The following is a 17,223-nucleotide window of genomic DNA, read 5'->3' as shown; positions in this document are numbered from 1 at the left end:
CGCGCAAGCAATTCACGGCAGCTTGGGACGACGTCGCAAGAGCGGCCAGAGGGACGCGTGTCATGCTATCCACCATCGCGGACTACACCAGACTGACCAAGGACATGGGCAAGTCGCTGACGCAGGTCGCGACGCAGCCGGATGTCAGCCGCGACACCGACTATTTCCTCAGCCACATCGGCAATGTGAAGACCATCGACGACTTCCTGAAGGACTATCGCCTCTATTCCTACGCGATGAAGGCCTTTGGTCTCAGCGACATGACCTACGCCAAGGCGTTCATGCGCAAGGTGCTGACCGAGGGTATCGCCGACAACAAAGCCTTCGCCAACAAGCTGACAGACACCCGCTACCGGCAATTCGCCGCCGCCTTCAATTTCGCCGCCCTCGGCGACAAGGCGACCCAGACCGCCGCGGCTACGGCCGGTGTCGCGACCCAATTCGTCACGCAGACGATGGAGGAGAAGGCCGGCGACCAGAACGAGGGCCTGCGGCTGGCGCTCTATTTCACGCGCAAGGCCTCCACCATCACCAATTCCTACCAGATCCTCGCGGACAAGGCGATGACGCAGGTGGTCCAGACGGCGCTCGGCCTGCCGGCGACGATCAGCTCGGCAGACATCGATGCCCAGGCCAAGCTGATCACGAGCAAGATCAACCTTGCCGACTTCCAGAACCCGGCCAAGGTCACCAAGTTCGTGCAGCGCTTCGCGGCAATGTGGGATGCGACCCAGGCCCAGAATGACACCTCGACCAACCCCGCGCTGGTCCTGATCGCCGGCGCCGCAACGTCGATCAGCATGGATACCAACATGCTCACGACACTTCAGAACATCAAGTTCAACAGGTAAATCATGCAATCGGCTCTCTATGTGGGATTGTCGGCGCAGGTCGCCCTCGAAAAGCGTCTCCAGACGATCGCCAACAACGTCGCCAACGTCAACACGGCGGCGTTCCGCACCGACGTGGTGAAGTTCGAGACCGTGCTGTCCAAGGCGGGCGCGAACCCGGTCGCCTTCTCCTCGCCCGGCGACAACATCATCTCCCGCGAGCAGGGCAGCATCACCGAGAGCGGCAACCCGCTCGACGTCGCCGTGGTCGGCCAGGGCTGGATCGCGTTCGCCGGTCCGAACGGCACGGTTTACACCCGCGACGGCCGCCTCCAGATCGCTGCCAATGGCGACCTTCAGACCGTGTCCGGCTTCCCCGTCATCGATTCCGGCGGCGCGCAGATCACGCTCGATCCGAACGGCGGACCGGTCTCGATCGCGCGCAGTGGCGCGATCACCCAGGACAGCAACGAGATCGGCACCATCGGCCTGTTCAACATTCCCGCTGACGCCAATCTCGACCGCTACGGCAATTCGGGCGTCACGCCCGACCGGCCTGCGACCGCCATCGCCGATTTCTCCCGCGACGGCTTCAAGCAGGGCTATGTCGAGGGCTCCGGCGCCAATCCGATGATGGAATTGACCAAGCTGATCGCGGCCTCGCGCGCCTTCGAAGGCACCAATTCGATGATCGAGGGCACCGAGAGCTCGCTCCAGAACGCAATCCGGACGCTGGGCGAACCCGGCAAATAGACTGCGCCTCGCGCGCAATGAGGTTGGACGGTTTCCTTGAACGCTCTTCGGCAACTTGAGTGGGCGCTGCTGGAGCTTCAGCAGAGCACTCCCCTGGCAAGCGTCAGCGGCGCGATCTCCGAGATCGCGCCGACGCATTTCCGCGTCTCCGGCCTATCGCGCTTCGTCAGGCTCGGCGAACTGATCGGCGTCAACACCGGCGGCAAGCCCCAGATCGGCGAGGTGGTACGGATCGACAGCGAGGGCATCATCGCCAAGCCGTTCGACCGGCAGTTCGCCGGCGGCCTCGGTTCGGTCGCCTACCGGATGCCGCCACTGTCCTTCGCGCCCGATCCGAGTTGGAAGGGCCGCGTCATCAACGCGCTCGGGGCGCCGCTGGACGGACTGGGCCCTCTCACTCCGGGATCGCGTGCGGTCTCGGCAGAGGCGGATGCGCCTTCGGCCATGAAGCGCGCGCGCGTCCACAAGCCGCTGCGCACCGGCGTACGCGTCATCGACCTGTTCGCCCCGATTTGCGCCGGCCAGCGCGTCGGCATCTTTGCCGGTTCAGGCGTCGGCAAATCGACGCTGCTTGCGATGCTCGCCCGCAGTCAGGGGTTTGACACCGTCGTGCTGGCCCTGGTCGGCGAGCGCGGCCGCGAGGTGCGCGAGTTCATCGAGGACGTGCTGGGCGCTGATCGTCACCGCGCTGTCACAATCGTGTCGACGGGAGACGAAAGCCCGATGATGCGGCGGCTGGCGCCGAAGACGGCCATGGCGGTCGCCGAATATTTCCGCGACCGGGGCGAAGCGGTCCTGCTCATGGTCGATTCGATCACCCGTTTCGCCCACGCTGCCCGCGAGGTCGCGCTCGCCGCCGGTGAGCCCGCGGTCGCGCGCGGCTACGCACCCACCGTCTTCACCGATCTGCCGCGTCTGCTGGAGCGCGCCGGACCCGGCGAGGAGGGATCCGGGACGATCACCGGGATTTTCTCCGTGCTTGTCGACGGCGACGATCACAACGAGCCGATCGCCGACACCATCCGCAGCACACTCGATGGGCACATCGTGCTCTCCAGGCACATTGCCGATCAGGCACGCTATCCGGCCGTGGACGTTCTGGGTTCGGTCTCCCGCCTCGCCTATAACGTCTGGGATCCCGAAGAGCGCGAATTGGTGAGCAAGCTGCGCGCCATGATGGCCAAGTACGAGGACACGCGCGACCTTCGCCTGATGGGCGGATACCAGCCGGGACGTGATTCGGGGCTCGACCAGGCGGTCGACATGGTTCCGAGAATCTACGGCGCGATGCGGCAGGACGCCTCGGCTCCACCAAGCGCCGATCCGTTCCGCGAACTCCGGGACATGCTCAAGGGCGACTAGCCGGTCGCAGGCTGAGACGACGCGCCCGCCGGTCGCATCCTGCTCGTTGTTTTCGACAGGCGATCGCGCTGGAAGCGACTGAACCCAGCGAGTCCGCGATCGCGGCATGGACAACCGCCACGTGTAATTCCTGTGATTTCCCTTGGCGATTCTCCGGCCGAACGCACAAGTTGTGGATGACATTCCGGTGCACATCGTCGTCGTGCACAAGCTTCGATCAACTTGCACCAACGACAGCCAGCCACGTGCCGTGCAATCAAACCGTCGCATGGTTGAGTGCATGTTGCTCGTGGGACAGCGTATTGCTGTTCACCATCATGTGTCCCGAAGAGCGAGATTGTCTTGAACGTTACATTCGCCTGCGACGACATTCGGTCTCCGAGAGCGTCTCTACTTGATTTTGTTGATAAGCTCATTCATCGTTTCGTTGGAAGACAAGAAACATCTGCTTGTGACTTGAACTTTAGGGGCTTCGGTTGAACTACTCCGATCCATCGTCTGCTGGCGACGGCTACTCGGGCTCTCGTGCGACGACGCCACGATTGGCATACGATCAGCAACATCGCATCCCGCGCCATAGCTTGCAGTGCCCGTCAGTCCAGGTCGGGCGCCGGACAATCCGTGCCTTCGCGCGAGAGAAGAGCACGGTGCATATGTCGGATATTGCGGGCGGTACGGCTTCTCGCAAACGGCTCGTGCGCGACGACGGAAGGCGGCTCCGGGGCGCCGCATACGTGTTTCCCGGGGCAGGGTAGGAATTCATGCCATTGGCAAGAGAAGCCGTCGAGCTGCTGGTTCAGGCGGCGAGGGCTTGGTATTTCGAAGGCAATCAACATGGATTGCGCGATCGGGAATGGATGGCGCTGCGCTTTCTCGGCCGCGCCAACAAGTTTTCGCGCACGCCGTCTGCGCTCGCAGGCTTCATCGGCGCTACCAGGGCGACTGCATCGCAGATCGTGAAGACGCTGGAGAGCAAGTCCTTCCTGGTGCGAAAGCCGTCGCACGAGGACAAGCGTTCTGTCGTGCTGCACGTCACTGCGCAGGGCGAAAAGTGCCTGAACCAGCACGATCCGATCAATCACGTGATGAACGCGGTCATTGCGCTCGGAACCGACGAGTGCGTCAGGCTGCGCGACTCGCTGCGGGAGATCCTCAATCACCTCGACGCGGCACATCAGCGGCTCGATGCCAGCGTCTGCCGGGACTGCATGTTTCTCGCCGAACGCGGCCCGGCCACCGGCAAGGGACGCGCAACGGCCGAGTTCATGTGCCGGCTGTATCGCGCCCCGGTCTCGATCGAGGAGACCGAACTGCTCTGCACCAGCTTCGAGCGCACCCGCGACCGTCCGAAGATCGAGACCCATCTCGACCGCGCGCGCGTCGCAAGCCAGGGCTGACGCGCGCGCCCGCCTCTCCATCGTCATTGCGAGCGGAGCGAAACAATCCAGAATCCCTCGGCGGCGGCGGACTGGATTGCTTCGCTGCGCTCGCAATGACGGAGCAAGAGGCTGCAGCATCGTTCTTCCAGCTCGCATTTGATTCGCAGACACAGTTTCGCAACCTCGCGGCGCGTTTCGCCCGAGCTTTGCTTCGTCCACCCTCTTGTCCAAGAGGGTGCAGGGAAGGCCGGGTGCCGGCTGGCACCCGCGGTCCACTGCGCGAAGATGTAGCGCAAGGAAACCGCACAGCAGCATACAGGTGTAGCCAAATCACTCGGCCTTCCCTGCGCAGTGGCTTTACGGCGTATGCCGTGCTCTCCCGGGAGCCGAGTTCGTTTTGGCCTCCCTCACCCCAGCGAAAGTCGCGGACACCGCGCCGGTTGACGCAAGCGCCGCATCCGCAAAGGCTTGACCGTAGCAACGACGGCCAGGACCACACGGTTTTGCCGTACGCACGGCTCGCTGCTCACCGCATTATCTCCCGGCGTTGTCGACATTGCCGGAAGAATACTGGCGAGACGAACCTGACAGCGCCGCTCGTCGACACGAAGCCTCGGGCTCACGGAGAGCAATCCGCCCCGCCCACGCCTCTCGCGCCCGACGCTGTCGCGTCCACCGCAAGCCCGGCTCGCGAAACGTGACGACACAAGATCGCCCCTCTTGGTCGAGCCGGGATAGGCGACACATACGCCAATTCCGAATTTCGGTAAAGCGGAATATTTTCATTCGGGCGGATTGACAAAGGCGTGACACAACAAGACCCCTGTACCCGCCCTTGTATGCATTATACCAGTTGCCATTCCCGGGCACTTTGCCTTACATGCCGGCAACTCGCCCGCGGATGACGGCCGGGCTCAAAAATCACACACATTGTCGAAGGGACGAGGCATGGCGCGCAACATCCTGATTCTCGGGGCTTCCTACGGCTCCTTGCTGGGCACGAAGCTGCTGATGGCGGGGCACAACGTGACCCTGGTCTGTCGCGCCAAGACCGCGGAGCTGATCAACCGCGAGGGCACCGAGGTCCGCATCAAGTTGCGTGACGAGGCGGTTCACCGCGCCATCTTCTCGCGCGACCTGCCCGGCAAGCTCGACGCCGTGACGCCGGCCAATGTGGACTTGTCCCGTTACGACATGGTCGGCCTTGCGATGCAGGAGCCGCAATACACCAACCACACGGTGCGCGTTCTCATGGTCAGGATCGCCGCGGCGAAGCTGCCGTGCCTGTCGATCATGAACATGCCGCCGCTGCCCTATCTGAAGCGGATCCCCTCGCTCGCAGACATGGATCTCGAGGAGGCCTACACCAATGCGCAGGTGTGGGAGCGCTTCGAGCCGGGGCTGGTGACGCTGTGCTCGCCCGACCCGCAGGCCTTCCGTCCGCCGGAAGAGGCTGCGAACGTGCTTCACGTCGGCCTGCCCACGAACTTCAAGGCATCGGCCTTCGCCGACGACAAGCACAACAAGGTGCTGCGCGAGCTCGAAGCCGACATCGACGCGGTGACCCTCGACGGCCACGACGTGCCGGTGAAGCTGAAGGTGTTCGACTCGCTGTTCGTGCCGCTGGCGAAATGGTCGATGCTGCTGACCGGCAACTACCGCTGCATCACGCCGCACGAGCCGCAGTCGATCCGCGACGCCGTACACGGCGATCTCGCGCGCTCGCAGACGATCTACGATCACGTCGACGGAATCGCCCGCCGTCTCGGCGCCGATCCGCAGGACCAGGTGCCGTTCGCAAAATACGCCAAAGCCGCCGAAAGCCTGCTCAAGCCGTCATCGGCCGCGCGCGCGGTGGCGAGCGGCGCGCCGTTCATCGAGCGCGTCGACCTTCTGGTGAAGCTGATCTCGCATCAGCTCGGCGTGCCCAATGCAGAGATCGACCGCACCGTCGAGACCGTGGACCTCAAGCTGAACGAGAAGATCGTGCAGGGCGGATCGGGCGCGGAGTGACGACATTCGGCGCGGCCAGGTGGGCCAGCGCCGCAAGTACCCGGAACCAACCTTCCCAGGCGATTTGGCTCAAACGAACCATCCTGCGCGACCTCCGTTTGCGCAAATCCCGCATCCATGCGACTGCTAGCCGTCACGCTGGGGGCCAATTCCCAGCAGGTTCTGGGCCCACGCGACAGCCGGATAGAAGCCGACCAACAAGCAGAACACGATGGATCAGACTGAGTTACAGGTCGCTCGTGCGGTGGAGGCCGGCGCGACGACGATGAAGGGTATCGTTGACGCGACTGGATTGTCTCGCCTCAAGGTCGAGCGCGCGCTGAGCACGCTGGAGAAGCAAAAGTTCCTCATCCGCGACGGCCAGGGTTTTCGGCCCGCCAACCGGCGAGCACCACCGTCGCCGTCTCGACAATGCGGAACGTGCAACGCCTGCTGCGACATCCTCGAAGTGGCCGCTGTCGACAAGCCGGTAAACCAATTGTGCAAGCATTGGCAGAACGGCACGGGATGCACCATCTACGAGCGCCGTCCGCAGATGTGCCGCTCATTCGTCTGCGCCTGGCTGCAAGGCCATCTCGACGACGACTGGATTCCCGAGAAGGCCGGGCTCATCGTCCATTTCAGCCAGGATGCGGTCAATGTCACGGTCGACGACCATTGCCCCGATCGCTGGCGGGAGGAGCCTTATTTCAGCAAGCTCAGCGAATGGTCGCTGAACGGGATCAAGCGGATCGGAAACCGCGGCTATGCGACCCTCGTCGTCTCCGGCGAGAACCGGTTCATGCTGCTCGGACGCACCATCGTTCCCGAACCGACCCTGTTTGGCACCGCGTTCCTGCCGCTGACGCCGGACACGTTCCGATTCTGGCGGGCGACATCGCCGGAGCACTTGCAGCGGCTACACGAGCGCATCGCTGAGATTGAGCGGATCAGGCAGGAATTCGGCTCCTGCGCCATCCCCGAGAACGAAGACGACGATCCGCAAGCCCCGTATCGGCCCGCACTTCTACGCCAATCGAATCACGTCTGAACTCCGCCGTGGGCAACAACGCATGATTCTCGCCGTGGCGCTCGACGCGCCGCGAGCGGGTTGATAAGCCCCTGTCCGCGAATGATGGGGACTTGAGTCGGGCATGACGGTTGCGATCGAGATGGGGCAGACCACGGCAGGCGCCGCGGCGGCCATGGACCTCGAGGAACTGCTGGCGACCCGTCTCCTGGTGCAGGGCAATTCGGGTTCCGGCAAATCACATCTGCTGCGGAGGCTGCTGGAGCAAAGCGCGCCCTGGGTGCAGCAAGCCATCATCGATCCCGAAGGCGATTTCGTCTCGCTGGCCGAGCATTTCGGCCATCTCGTGATCGAGGCCGAGGATCACACCGAGCGCGGCCTTCAGGTTGCCGGCGAGCGCGCGCGGCTGCATCGCGTCTCCACCGTGCTCAATCTCGAAGGGCTGGATGCCGAGAACCAGATGCGGCGCGCCGCCGCCTTCCTCGACGGGCTGTTCGACGTGGACCGGGACCATTGGTATCCGATGCTGGTGGTCGTCGACGAGGCGCAGCTGTTTGCGCCTGCGGTGGCGGGCGAAGTCTCGGACGAAGCGCGAAAATTGTCGCTCGGTGCGATGACCAATCTGATGTGCCGCGGCCGCAAGCGTGGGCTGGCCGGCATCATCGCAACCCAGCGGCTGGCAAAGCTCGCCAAGAACGTCGCGGCGGAAGCATCCAACTTCCTGATGGGCCGCACCTTCCTCGACATCGACATGGCGCGCGCCGCCGATCTGCTCGGCATGGAGCGGCGGCAGGCCGAATCCTTCCGCGATCTCGAGCGCGGACAGTTCATGGCGCTCGGCCCGGCCCTGTCGCGCCGGCCGCTGCGTTTGAATATCGGCGCGACCGAAACCCAGCCGCGCAATTCCACGCCGCGGCTGATGCCGATGCCTGAAACCACACTCGAAAATATGCGCGCCGTGATCCTGGCCGCGCCGCCGCCCGATGCCAGCCGGCCGCAGCGCCGGCCCGCGCCTGATCTGCTCGAACAGCTCCGCGCCGCGAAGGCTGCGGCACCGGAGATTCGCCCCGAAATGATCGAAGTACCGGTCAGTGCCGAGGAGCTCGCCGAGCGGCGCCAGCGCGTCGACCGCACCTTGCGCGCCGTGCTCGCCGCGCCCGATGCCGGCTTCCGCGCCGTGGGCGTGCTCTATCAGGAGTTCGTGGTCCGCTGCCGCATCGAGGGGCTCGGCGCGGCTGTGCCTGACCTCCACGAATTCCGCCGCATGCTGACGCATGCGCGCGCCGGGCTCGGCACCGATCTCGCTGGCGACGATGCCTGGCAGGACGTTACGCTGCGCGCTTCGATCCTGCCCGACGACATGCAGGGCGTGTTCATGATGATCGCGCGCGCGGCGAAAGAAGGCTGGCCGTGCCCGGGCGACGCCGCCATTGCCCGCGCCTATGGCTCGCATTCACTGCGCCGGGCGCAGCGCCTGCTCGGCTACATGGAGGAGCAGGGCCTGATCGTCTGCCAGCTCGACGGGGCCGGCCGCAGGTTCGTGACGCTGGTGGAGCTGGCCTGGGCCACCGCGCCGGGCGATCCCAATGCCGACGATCTGCCGGCGGAGCCGGCGCAGAACGCGGCGTCGGCCTAGAACGCTCCCGCCACAGTCAGGCGGAACGTCAGCGGCTCGACGGGGTGCAGCACGTAATCCATCACACCGTTCTGGCAGACCGCCGCCGGCGCGACGCCGCCGGTGCAGAGATTGTACAGCGTGTCGGCCTTGAGCAGCGAACCATAGGCATAAGTGATCTGGTTCGCCTGCGTGTTGAAGAGATTGAGCACGTCGAGCTGAAGGCGCCAGCCATTGTCGATGCGATAGCCGAGGCGTCCGTTGAAGATGCTGGTCGCGGCCGAGCGAAACGCATTGTCTTCCGTCAGCGGGCTCGACGCCAGATAGCGCCAGCGCAAGGACCCGAACCAGCCCGTCTTCTCGCCGAGCGTGATGCCGGCCGAGGCCACCATCGCCGGCGCATTCGGAATGTAATTGCCGGGCGCGTTGCCGAACTGCGCCTCGGGATAGCCGGCGAGGGAGGCGTAGACCTCCGCCTGCTCGCTGTCAGTGCCGCGAAAGCGCGCATGCGTCATCGCGACGTCGGCGTCGATGTCGATCCACGATCGAGGACGATAATGATTGGTCCACTCAAAGCCGTAGCGGCGGCTGGCGCGGGTCGCCGAGGTATCGCCGGCATCGCCGGAAAACAGAATCTCGGAATCCTGGTCGAGGATGAAGATGCTGAGCGACGTGTCGAGGCCGGGAACGATTTTGCTGCGAACACCAATTTCCGCGCCACGCGTGTGGACCAGCAGCGGCGACGGCGTGAGCCTTGTGGCAGGATCACTCGGGTCTTCGGTCGTGGTCGCGCCGCGAGCGTCGTTGGAATGCATGCCGTAGCCGGCGCCGAGGAAGAATTCGGTCTGGTTGAACGGACCAAGCGCCATCCTGAATTTCGGGCTGCCGAGCGCGGAATTGGCGCGGCCGGAATTGTTTACGTTGAACAGCGATGTGACGTCGGCGGCGTAGTAATCGCCGCGCAAGCCAATTGTGGTCCGGAGCCAGTCGGTCCAGCGCACGGTGTTTTCGGCGAAGAGACCGACACTGCCCTCGCCGACCTTGTCACTGCGGACGTTGGAGACGAAGCCGCGCTGAAAATTGTTGGTCAGCGCAAGATCGATTGAGTCGTAGCGCGACTGTAGGCCGATGGCGGTCTGCATCGGCAACCCCGCGAACGAGCCGTCCAGCGTGCGCGAGATGTTGGCGCCGGCCATCAGGCGGTCGTCGTGCTGGTGGAACTGGTCGCCCAGCACGGGATTGCTCAGAAGGTAGGTGAAGTTGTTGAAGAGATCGAGTTGGCTCTTCACGACATAGGCGTTGGCTTTCCACGACCCCACATCGTCACTCTGCGCCACGCGGGCCGAGAGCGCGAAGCGATTGGTGTTGCCGCCGTCGCTTGGATCCTCCGAGCCGAACCGGTCGAGCAGGCCGGTCGCGATCGCGCGCTGCGGCACCTGGTCGGTCGAATTCCATTTGTTCGCATAGGCCATGCCGGTGACGGACACGCCCTCGGTCGCGGTGCCCTGGCTGTAACGCACGAGGCCGTTGAGCTTGCGGACATTGTCCGGATTGTCCCACGGGCCGTTATAGGTGCCGAGTTCGCCCGCGACGAGCAGCGAACCGTCACCGACCTTCGCTGAGTCCATGCCGAGCAGGCGGCGATAGCCGAAGCTGCCGGCGGTCACCTGCGCAAGACCCTTGGTGCGGTCGATCAGGCCGATGTGAACGCTGCCGACCGAGGCGAAATCGCCCTCGTCGGCGAAGTACGGCCCCTTGCGTACGTCGATCGCGGCAATGGATTCTGGGATCAGCCAGTTCAGGTCCGCATAGCCCTGGCCATGCGCGTGCGTACGCATGTTGACGGGGACGCCGTCCACCGTGATGGCGAGATCGGTGCCGTGGTCGAGATTATAACCGCGCAAAAAATACTGGTTGGCTTTGCCCTCGCCGGAATGCTGGGTCACGATCAGCCCCGGCACGGCTTCGAGCGCTTCGCCCGGCCGTGCGAAAGGGCGTGCGTTGATCTCCTCGCCGGAGACGGTGATCTCGCTTGCCATGCCGGGCGGGCCCTTGACGCCTGAGGCGACGCTGCGCGCGTTCGGTGCTTGGGTCGCTGTCGGATCGACAACGATGCCGCCGTTCGAGCGGACCGGTTTGCCGGCTCGTCGCGCTACGGCGGGTTTCTTGTGAGGTCTCGTTTCGCCGCCGCTGACCTGGACCGGCGGCAGTTCGCGCGAGGTGCCTGCGTTCTGCGCGAAAGCGTCGCCGCCATCCGCGAGCAGCACCAACGCCGAAAATGCCGTCAGCGCGCCGCAGCATCGGCCGGGCTCAAACCGCCTCGGTGGCATCGGCGCGTTGCAGCACTTTTGGCGCGGCCGCGCAGCCGAGCGCAAACATGCGGCGATAGAGCACGACCGAGACGAGCCATACGATCGCGAACAGCGCGATCACGGCGAAGCCGACATTGGCGAGCGAGTCGTTGAGTGCGTCGACCAGCGCCCACACGCCGCCAGAGAGACCAAGGCGATCCGCGATCAGCCCGAGCGCCTCGATGCCGCCGATCAACAGCGCCACCGCCACGGAGGCGCCGGTGATCGTGAGATTGTACCAGAGCTTTCGCAGGGGATCGACGAAGGCCCAGCGATAGGCGCTCACCATCAGCGCGGAGTCGGCGGTGTCGACCAGCGCCATGCCCGACGCGAACAGCGCGGGGAAGACGAGAACATCGACGAGCGACGCGCCGCGCGCGGCTTCGCTGGCGGAGATGCTGAGCAGGCCGATTTCGGTTGCGGTGTCGAAGCCGAGCCCGAACAAAAAGCCGAGCGGGTACATGTGCCAGGGCTTTGTCACCAGGCGGAACATCGGGCCGAGCAGCCGCGCCAGAAGGCCGCGATTGGCAAGCAGGGCATCGACGCCCTCGGCGTCGTGAATCCCTTGCTCCCGTGCCGCGCGAAACGTCCGCCACAGGCCTGCGAAGATGACGAGATTGATGGCCGCGATCAGCAGCAAAAACAACGCGGAGACCGACGTGCCGATGAAGCCGCCGATCTCCCTGAGCGGGCTGTCGCCGCCAAGGCTCCCGACACCAAGACTCACGACGCCGAGCGCGAGCAGCATGGTCGCGACAACCACGATGGTGGAATGGCCCAGCGCGAAATAGAGACCGACACTGCGCGGCGCGCCGCCGGCCTGCATCAGCTTGCGCACGACATTGTCGATGGCGGCGATGTGGTCGGCATCGACGGCGTGGCGCAGGCCGAACACCCAGGCGAGCAGCGCGGTCGCCATCACCGTCGGCCGGTCGCCGAACGCCGCGAAAGCCCAGACCCACGCCGCGACATTGGCGGCGATCAACCCGCCGAACAGCAGCACCATTCCGGGCTCGACCGCCCGCAAAGACCATCTCGTCACGACAATCAATCCGTCCGCTGCACGCCCATCGCATGAGCGGTATGATCTTTTCATAAGATGGTCATACTGACCAGTGCAATTCAGGGGAGCCGCTTTGCAGGAATGCTTGTGGCCTTCCTTCGAGACGCCCGCTGCGCGGGCTCCTCAGGATGAGGTCTTGTTTCGCTGCGAGATGCCAAATCCTCATGGTGAGGAGCCCGCCAACGGCGGGCGTCTCGAACCATGCAAGCCGAGATGGCGCTAGGCAGCCTCGGAGCCGCCGAGATAGGCGTCGCGGACGCGGGGGTCGTCCTTCAGCGCACGGGCCGAGCCGGACAGCACGATCTTGCCGGTCTGGAGCACATAGGCCTCGTGCGCGATCTCGAGCGCGAGGCTGGCATTCTGCTCGACCATGAAGACCGAGACGCCTTCCTGGTTGATGGTGCGGATCAGTTCCAGCACGCGGTCGACGTAAAGCGGCGACAGGCCCATGGTCGGCTCGTCCATCACGATCATCCTGGGACGGCTCATCAGCGCGCGCGCCATCGCGACCATCTGCTGCTCGCCGCCGGAGAGCGAGCCGGCGCGCTGCGACAGCCGCTGCCCGAGCTTCGGGAACAGCGTGAGCATCTTGTCGAGATCCTGCGCCACTTCGGTGCGATCGTTGCGCACGAAGGCGCCCATCAGGATGTTTTCGCGCACGCTCATGTCCGCGAACAGCCGCCGCGCTTCCGGCACCGAGGCGATACCGCGACGGACGATCTGCGGCGTGGTCAGTCCCAGCAGCGAGGCGCCGTCGAAAATCACGTCACCGGAACGCGGCTTCACCAGGCCGAGGATGATCTTCATCGTCGTGGATTTGCCGCTGGCGTTGCCGCCGAGCAGGCAGACGATGTGGCCGCGCGGAACATTGATCGACAGGTCGAAATGCACCTGGGCCTGGCCGTAGAAGCTATTGACGCTGGTCAGCGCGAGCAGCGCATCGGGAGGCGAGTTCGTCATGCCGCGCTCTCCTGCTCCGTCGTCAGGCCGTGGCCGAGATAGGCCTCGATCACCTTGGGATCTTTGCGCACCTGCTCGCCCGGCCCTTCCGCGATCTTCTTGCCTTCGTCCATGACGATGACGCGGTCGGAGAGGCGCATCACCATTTCCAGCTTGTGCTCGATCAGGAGGATGGTCAGGCCCTCGCCTTTGAGTTCGGCAACGAGGCCCTGCATCTCCGCGGTCTCGGTCGGGTTCATGCCGGCGGTCGGCTCATCCAGCAGCAGCAGGCGCGGCTTCAGCGCGAGCGCACGGGCGATCTCGACGCGGCGGCGGTTGGCGTAGGAGAGGCTGTAGGCCGGCTGGTCGATCCGCGGCAGCAGGCGCTCGCCGAATCGCGCGAGAATGGCTTTCACCTCCTCGCGCAGCCGCTCTTCCTCGGCCTTGACGCTGGCCGGCCGCAGCAATGCCAATCCCAACTCCAGCAGCGGGCCGATCAGCGGCACGGCGGGCTTGACTGCACGCAGCCGCGTGTGGGCGCCGATCAACACGTTGTCCATGACGCTGAGATTGCCGAAGACGCGGCCGAGCTGGAACGTGCGCGCGATACCTTCGGCGGCCAGCCGCTCCGGCGAAAGACCCGTGATGTCCTGACCTTCGAAGTGAACTGTCCCGGCGTCCGGCCGATCGAGCCCGGTCACGAGATTGAACAATGTCGTCTTGCCGGCACCGTTCGGGCCGATGATGCTGATCAGCTCGCCCTTGGCGAGGTCGAGATCGACGGCATCGACGGCGGTCAGGCCGCCGAAGCGCCGCGTCAGCCCGCGCAGGGACAGCATGGTCGTGTGCTGCTCCGCCATCACATCGTCCCCAACAGGCCCTGCGGCCTGAACCGCACGAGCAGCAGCAGCACGATGCCGTAGATCAGGATGCGATACTCGGCCGCGATCCGGAACACTTCCGGCAGGCCGACCAGCGCGACCGCCCCGAGAATCGCGCCGACGACATTGCCGAGGCCGCCGAGGATCACCACGGTCAGCGCCAGAATGGATTGCTGCGTGTTGAAGGTCTCGTGGTTGATGTAGGAATAGAGATGCGCGGCGATGCCGCCGCTGACGCCGGCCGCGAAGCCGCCGAAGATGAAGGCGAGCGACTTGTAGCGGTTCAGGCTGAGGCCATAGGCGCGCGCGGCGATGTCGTCGTCGCGAATGGCGCGAAAACTGCGGCCGAGATGCGAGCCGAGCAGGCGTCCCTGCAGGAGCGCCAGTACGACCATCACGATGAAGCTGAACCAATAGATCGAAATCGGGCTGACCAACTCATAGCCGAACAGCGACAGCGGCGGGATGCCGGAGATGCCGATCGGACCGCGCGTGACGCTTTCCCAGTTCAGGATCACCAGCGACACGATCTCGCCGATGGCGAGCGTCGCGATCGACACGTAATGCCCGCGCAGGCGGAACGACGGCGAGATCAGCGCCGTGCCGAGCGCGGCGCTCATCAGGCCGCCGCCGATGATGGCGAGACCGACCGGGACGGCGAAATTGAGCGACAGCAGCGCGGAGGTGTAGGCGCCGATCGCCAGCAGCGCGGCATGTCCGAGCGAGACCTGGCCGATCGTGCCCGCCACCAGCGTGAGGCTGAGCGCGAGCATGCCGAGCAGCCAGGCGTTGATCAGGGTTTGGAGCACGTAGAAAGACACCGGAAAGAACGGCAGGACCGCGAAGATGCCGGTGGCGACCAGCAGAACCCAGCGCGGGATGCGAACGGGGCGGCTCGGCGCAATGAACGTGCCGGTGAGCGGCTCGGGCGGCGCCTGCCGTGCGCTCGCGAACAGGCCGTTCGGGCGCAGCACGAGCACCACGACGAGCAGCAGGAAGGCGAAGAGATTGCGGTAGCTGGTGCCGAACACGGCGACGCCGTAGCTCTCGACCAGTCCGAGCAACAGGCTGCCGATCACCGCACCGGGCACATTGCCGGCGCCGCCCACGACTTCGGCAACAACGCCCTTGAGCGTCGCCTGCAGGCTCATCGCGGTATCGATCTGGTTATAGTACATGCCAACCAATAGACCGGAGACGCCGCCAAGCGCAGCCGCGATTCCGAATACGGCCTGATTGACCCGGTTGACGTCGACGCCCATCTGCATCGCGGCGTCGCGGTCCTGCGCGGTGGCACGCACCGCCCAGCCAAGCTTGCTATAACGCAGGAACACGAACAGCAGCAGCGCGCTGGTGATGCCGACACCGGCGATGAGCAGATCAAGCGGGCCGATCGTGCCGCCGCCGATCTGGAATCGGACATCCGGCAGCTGGCTTGGCAGCGCGCGCGGATTGGGCGAGAAGGTCAGCATCACGAGCTGGTCGAGCACGAAGCTGATGCCGATCGTCGCCAGCAGCGGCGCGATGCGCACGGAGTTCTGCAGCGGACGCAGGCCGAACCGTTCGATGATCAAGCCGACCAGCGCCGCCGCCACCGCGACCAGGATGATGGTGAGCGGCAGCGGCGTATGCAGCTGCACCACCGCGACCCAGCCGATATAGGCGCCGACGAGGTAGATCGAGCCTTGCGCAAAGTTGATCAGCCGGCTGACGCCGAAGATTAGCGCGAGCCCGACCGCAACGAGGGCGTAGACGTTACCGACGATCAGCCCGTTGATCGTGTAGTCGAGCCAGGAAGACACGCAGGAGATCCCCTCAGGTCGGCTTGCCGTCCCAGAGCGCGAACTGGCCCTTGCGCACGACGAGCTCGGCGTTCATGGCGCCCTTGACGCGGCGGCTCTCGACGTCGAACGTCGCTTTGCCAAAGATCACGCTCGAGACGTCCTTCACTTTCGTGAAGGCGTCGCGGATGGCGCGCCGGTCGGCGCCGCCGATCTTGACGACGGCGGCCGCCATGTTCATCGCGTCATAGGCGTAGGCGTTGAACGCGTCGGGCTCCAGCCCGTTGTACTTCTTCTTGAAGCCCGTAATGAATTTCTGCACCTCGGGGCGCGGGTCTTCCGGAAAATAGCGCGTGCCGACATGGACGTCCTCGACCGCCTCGCCGCCGAGCTCCAGGAATTTCGGCGAGTAGACCGAGCTCGCGGCGCAGATCACCTGCTTGAGCCCGACTTGGCGCGCCTGGCGCGCGATCAGCGCACCGTCGGAGTAATAGGAGATCAGGATCAGTCCATCGGGATTGGCGTCACGGACGCGCACCAGCGTGGAGCGGAAGTCGCGCTCCTCCGCGATGTAGCCTTCGGTGATGGCGATTTCGGCGCCGTGCTCCTTCGCGGCCTTGACGAAATAATCGCGGCTGGTGCGGCCCCAATCGGTGTTGAGGTGCAGCACCGCGAGCTTCTTCAGGCCGAGACGTTTCACGGCATAGGCCGCCAGCAGCGGCTGCTCGTCGGCCTGGCTGACCGAGGTGCTCCACATGAAGTCACCGCCCTTGGTGAAATCGGGATGCGAGTTGGTGAAGCCGAACTGCACCAGCCCGCCGCGCTGATAGATCGGCGAGGCCGCCATCGAGGCGGGACTGGAGAAGTCGCCGAGCTCCATGACGATCCTGGGATCGGAGACGAATTTCTGGGCGATCGCCACCGACTGGCGCGGGTCGCTCTGGCTGTCTTCGAAACTGTAGGCGAGCTTGCGGCCGTTGATGTTGCCCGCTGACTGGATCTCGTCGAGCGCGAGATCAAAGCCCTGCCTCCACTGCGTGCCATATTGCGCGTTCGGCCCGGTCAGCGGACCGCTGACGCCGAGCAGGATCGGCTCGGACGATTGCGCGAAGGCGGCGCGCGAGAAGGCTGCTCCCGCCATCATGGCGGCAAGCGAGCCCCTGACCAGGGTACGACGATCGATGTTGCTCATGCACGGCTCCATCCACTTAATGTTGAAACAAGCAGCAATTTCTATGCCGGTGAGA

General features: G+C 64.9%; 13 protein-coding genes. 7 read left to right on the top strand and 6 right to left on the bottom strand.

The features are described from left to right. Positions 1–62 precede the first annotated feature (62 nt). The 7 genes from ABIB00_RS21075 (at position 63) to ABIB00_RS21045 (ending at position 8,982) form a co-directional block, all read left to right on the top strand. Complete coding sequence (locus tag ABIB00_RS21075) at positions 63–851, top strand: DUF1217 domain-containing protein (protein WP_247444778.1); 789 nt, start codon at positions 63–65, stop codon at positions 849–851. Between the two features lie 3 nt (positions 852–854). Further along, positions 855–1,583 (top strand): flagellar basal-body rod protein FlgF, encoded by a 729-nt coding sequence (flgF, locus tag ABIB00_RS21070; RefSeq protein WP_354105705.1) that lies wholly within the window; start codon positions 855–857, stop codon positions 1,581–1,583. A gap of 36 nt (positions 1,584–1,619) precedes the next feature. Continuing rightward, positions 1,620–2,945: a flagellar protein export ATPase FliI gene (gene fliI, locus ABIB00_RS21065; protein ID WP_354105704.1), complete on the top strand. Its 1,326-nt coding sequence runs from the start codon at positions 1,620–1,622 to the stop codon at positions 2,943–2,945. A 761-nt stretch (positions 2,946–3,706) separates the two neighbouring features. Continuing rightward, positions 3,707–4,342 (top strand): MarR family winged helix-turn-helix transcriptional regulator, encoded by a 636-nt coding sequence (locus ABIB00_RS21060; protein WP_247444775.1) that lies wholly within the window; start codon positions 3,707–3,709, stop codon positions 4,340–4,342. A 930-nt stretch (positions 4,343–5,272) separates the two neighbouring features. Then, on the top strand, positions 5,273–6,337 hold the full coding sequence (locus ABIB00_RS21055) for a ketopantoate reductase family protein (RefSeq protein ID WP_354105703.1): 1,065 nt from the start codon (positions 5,273–5,275) through the stop codon (positions 6,335–6,337). A gap of 211 nt (positions 6,338–6,548) precedes the next feature. Next, on the top strand, positions 6,549–7,367 hold the full coding sequence (locus ABIB00_RS21050) for a CxxCxxCC domain-containing protein (RefSeq protein ID WP_354105702.1): 819 nt from the start codon (positions 6,549–6,551) through the stop codon (positions 7,365–7,367). A gap of 103 nt (positions 7,368–7,470) precedes the next feature. Continuing rightward, entirely contained in the window at positions 7,471–8,982 is a 1,512-nt protein-coding gene (locus tag ABIB00_RS21045; protein ID WP_354105701.1) for a helicase HerA domain-containing protein, read from the top strand. Here ABIB00_RS21045 and ABIB00_RS21040 read toward each other — a convergent pair. From ABIB00_RS21040 to ABIB00_RS21015, 6 genes are all read right to left on the bottom strand, one after another. Beyond that, a complete protein-coding gene (locus ABIB00_RS21040) occupies positions 8,979–11,291 on the bottom strand; it encodes a TonB-dependent receptor (RefSeq protein WP_354105700.1) in 2,313 nt (770 codons plus the stop codon). The genes ABIB00_RS21045 and ABIB00_RS21040 overlap by 4 nt on opposite strands. Further along, complete coding sequence (locus tag ABIB00_RS21035; RefSeq protein ID WP_354105785.1) at positions 11,272–12,318, bottom strand: HoxN/HupN/NixA family nickel/cobalt transporter; 1,047 nt, start codon at positions 12,316–12,318, stop codon at positions 11,272–11,274. Before ABIB00_RS21035 ends, ABIB00_RS21040 begins: the two co-directional genes overlap by 20 nt. Before the next feature lie 276 nt (positions 12,319–12,594). Further along, positions 12,595–13,335, bottom strand: coding sequence for an ABC transporter ATP-binding protein (locus ABIB00_RS21030; protein ID WP_354105699.1), 741 nt, complete (start codon positions 13,333–13,335; stop codon positions 12,595–12,597). Next, positions 13,332–14,174, bottom strand: coding sequence for an ABC transporter ATP-binding protein (locus ABIB00_RS21025; RefSeq protein ID WP_247348401.1), 843 nt, complete (start codon positions 14,172–14,174; stop codon positions 13,332–13,334). The genes ABIB00_RS21030 and ABIB00_RS21025 overlap by 4 nt, the downstream gene beginning before the upstream one ends. After that, the gene (locus tag ABIB00_RS21020; protein WP_354105698.1) at positions 14,174–15,997 is read right to left on the bottom strand and encodes an ABC transporter permease; all 1,824 of its coding nucleotides are present in this window, start codon (positions 15,995–15,997) and stop codon (positions 14,174–14,176) included. Before ABIB00_RS21020 ends, ABIB00_RS21025 begins: the two co-directional genes overlap by 1 nt. A 13-nt stretch (positions 15,998–16,010) precedes the next feature. After that, entirely contained in the window at positions 16,011–17,168 is a 1,158-nt protein-coding gene (locus ABIB00_RS21015) for an ABC transporter substrate-binding protein (protein WP_354105697.1), read from the bottom strand. Positions 17,169–17,223: the final 55 nt, after the last annotated feature.

It is taken from the genome of Bradyrhizobium sp. LB14.3 (assembly GCF_040547985.1).
Lineage (GTDB): Bacteria > Pseudomonadota > Alphaproteobacteria > Rhizobiales > Xanthobacteraceae > Bradyrhizobium.
The sequence above is the reverse complement of the archived record's forward strand: the minus strand, read 5'-3'. Positions and strand labels throughout refer to the sequence as shown.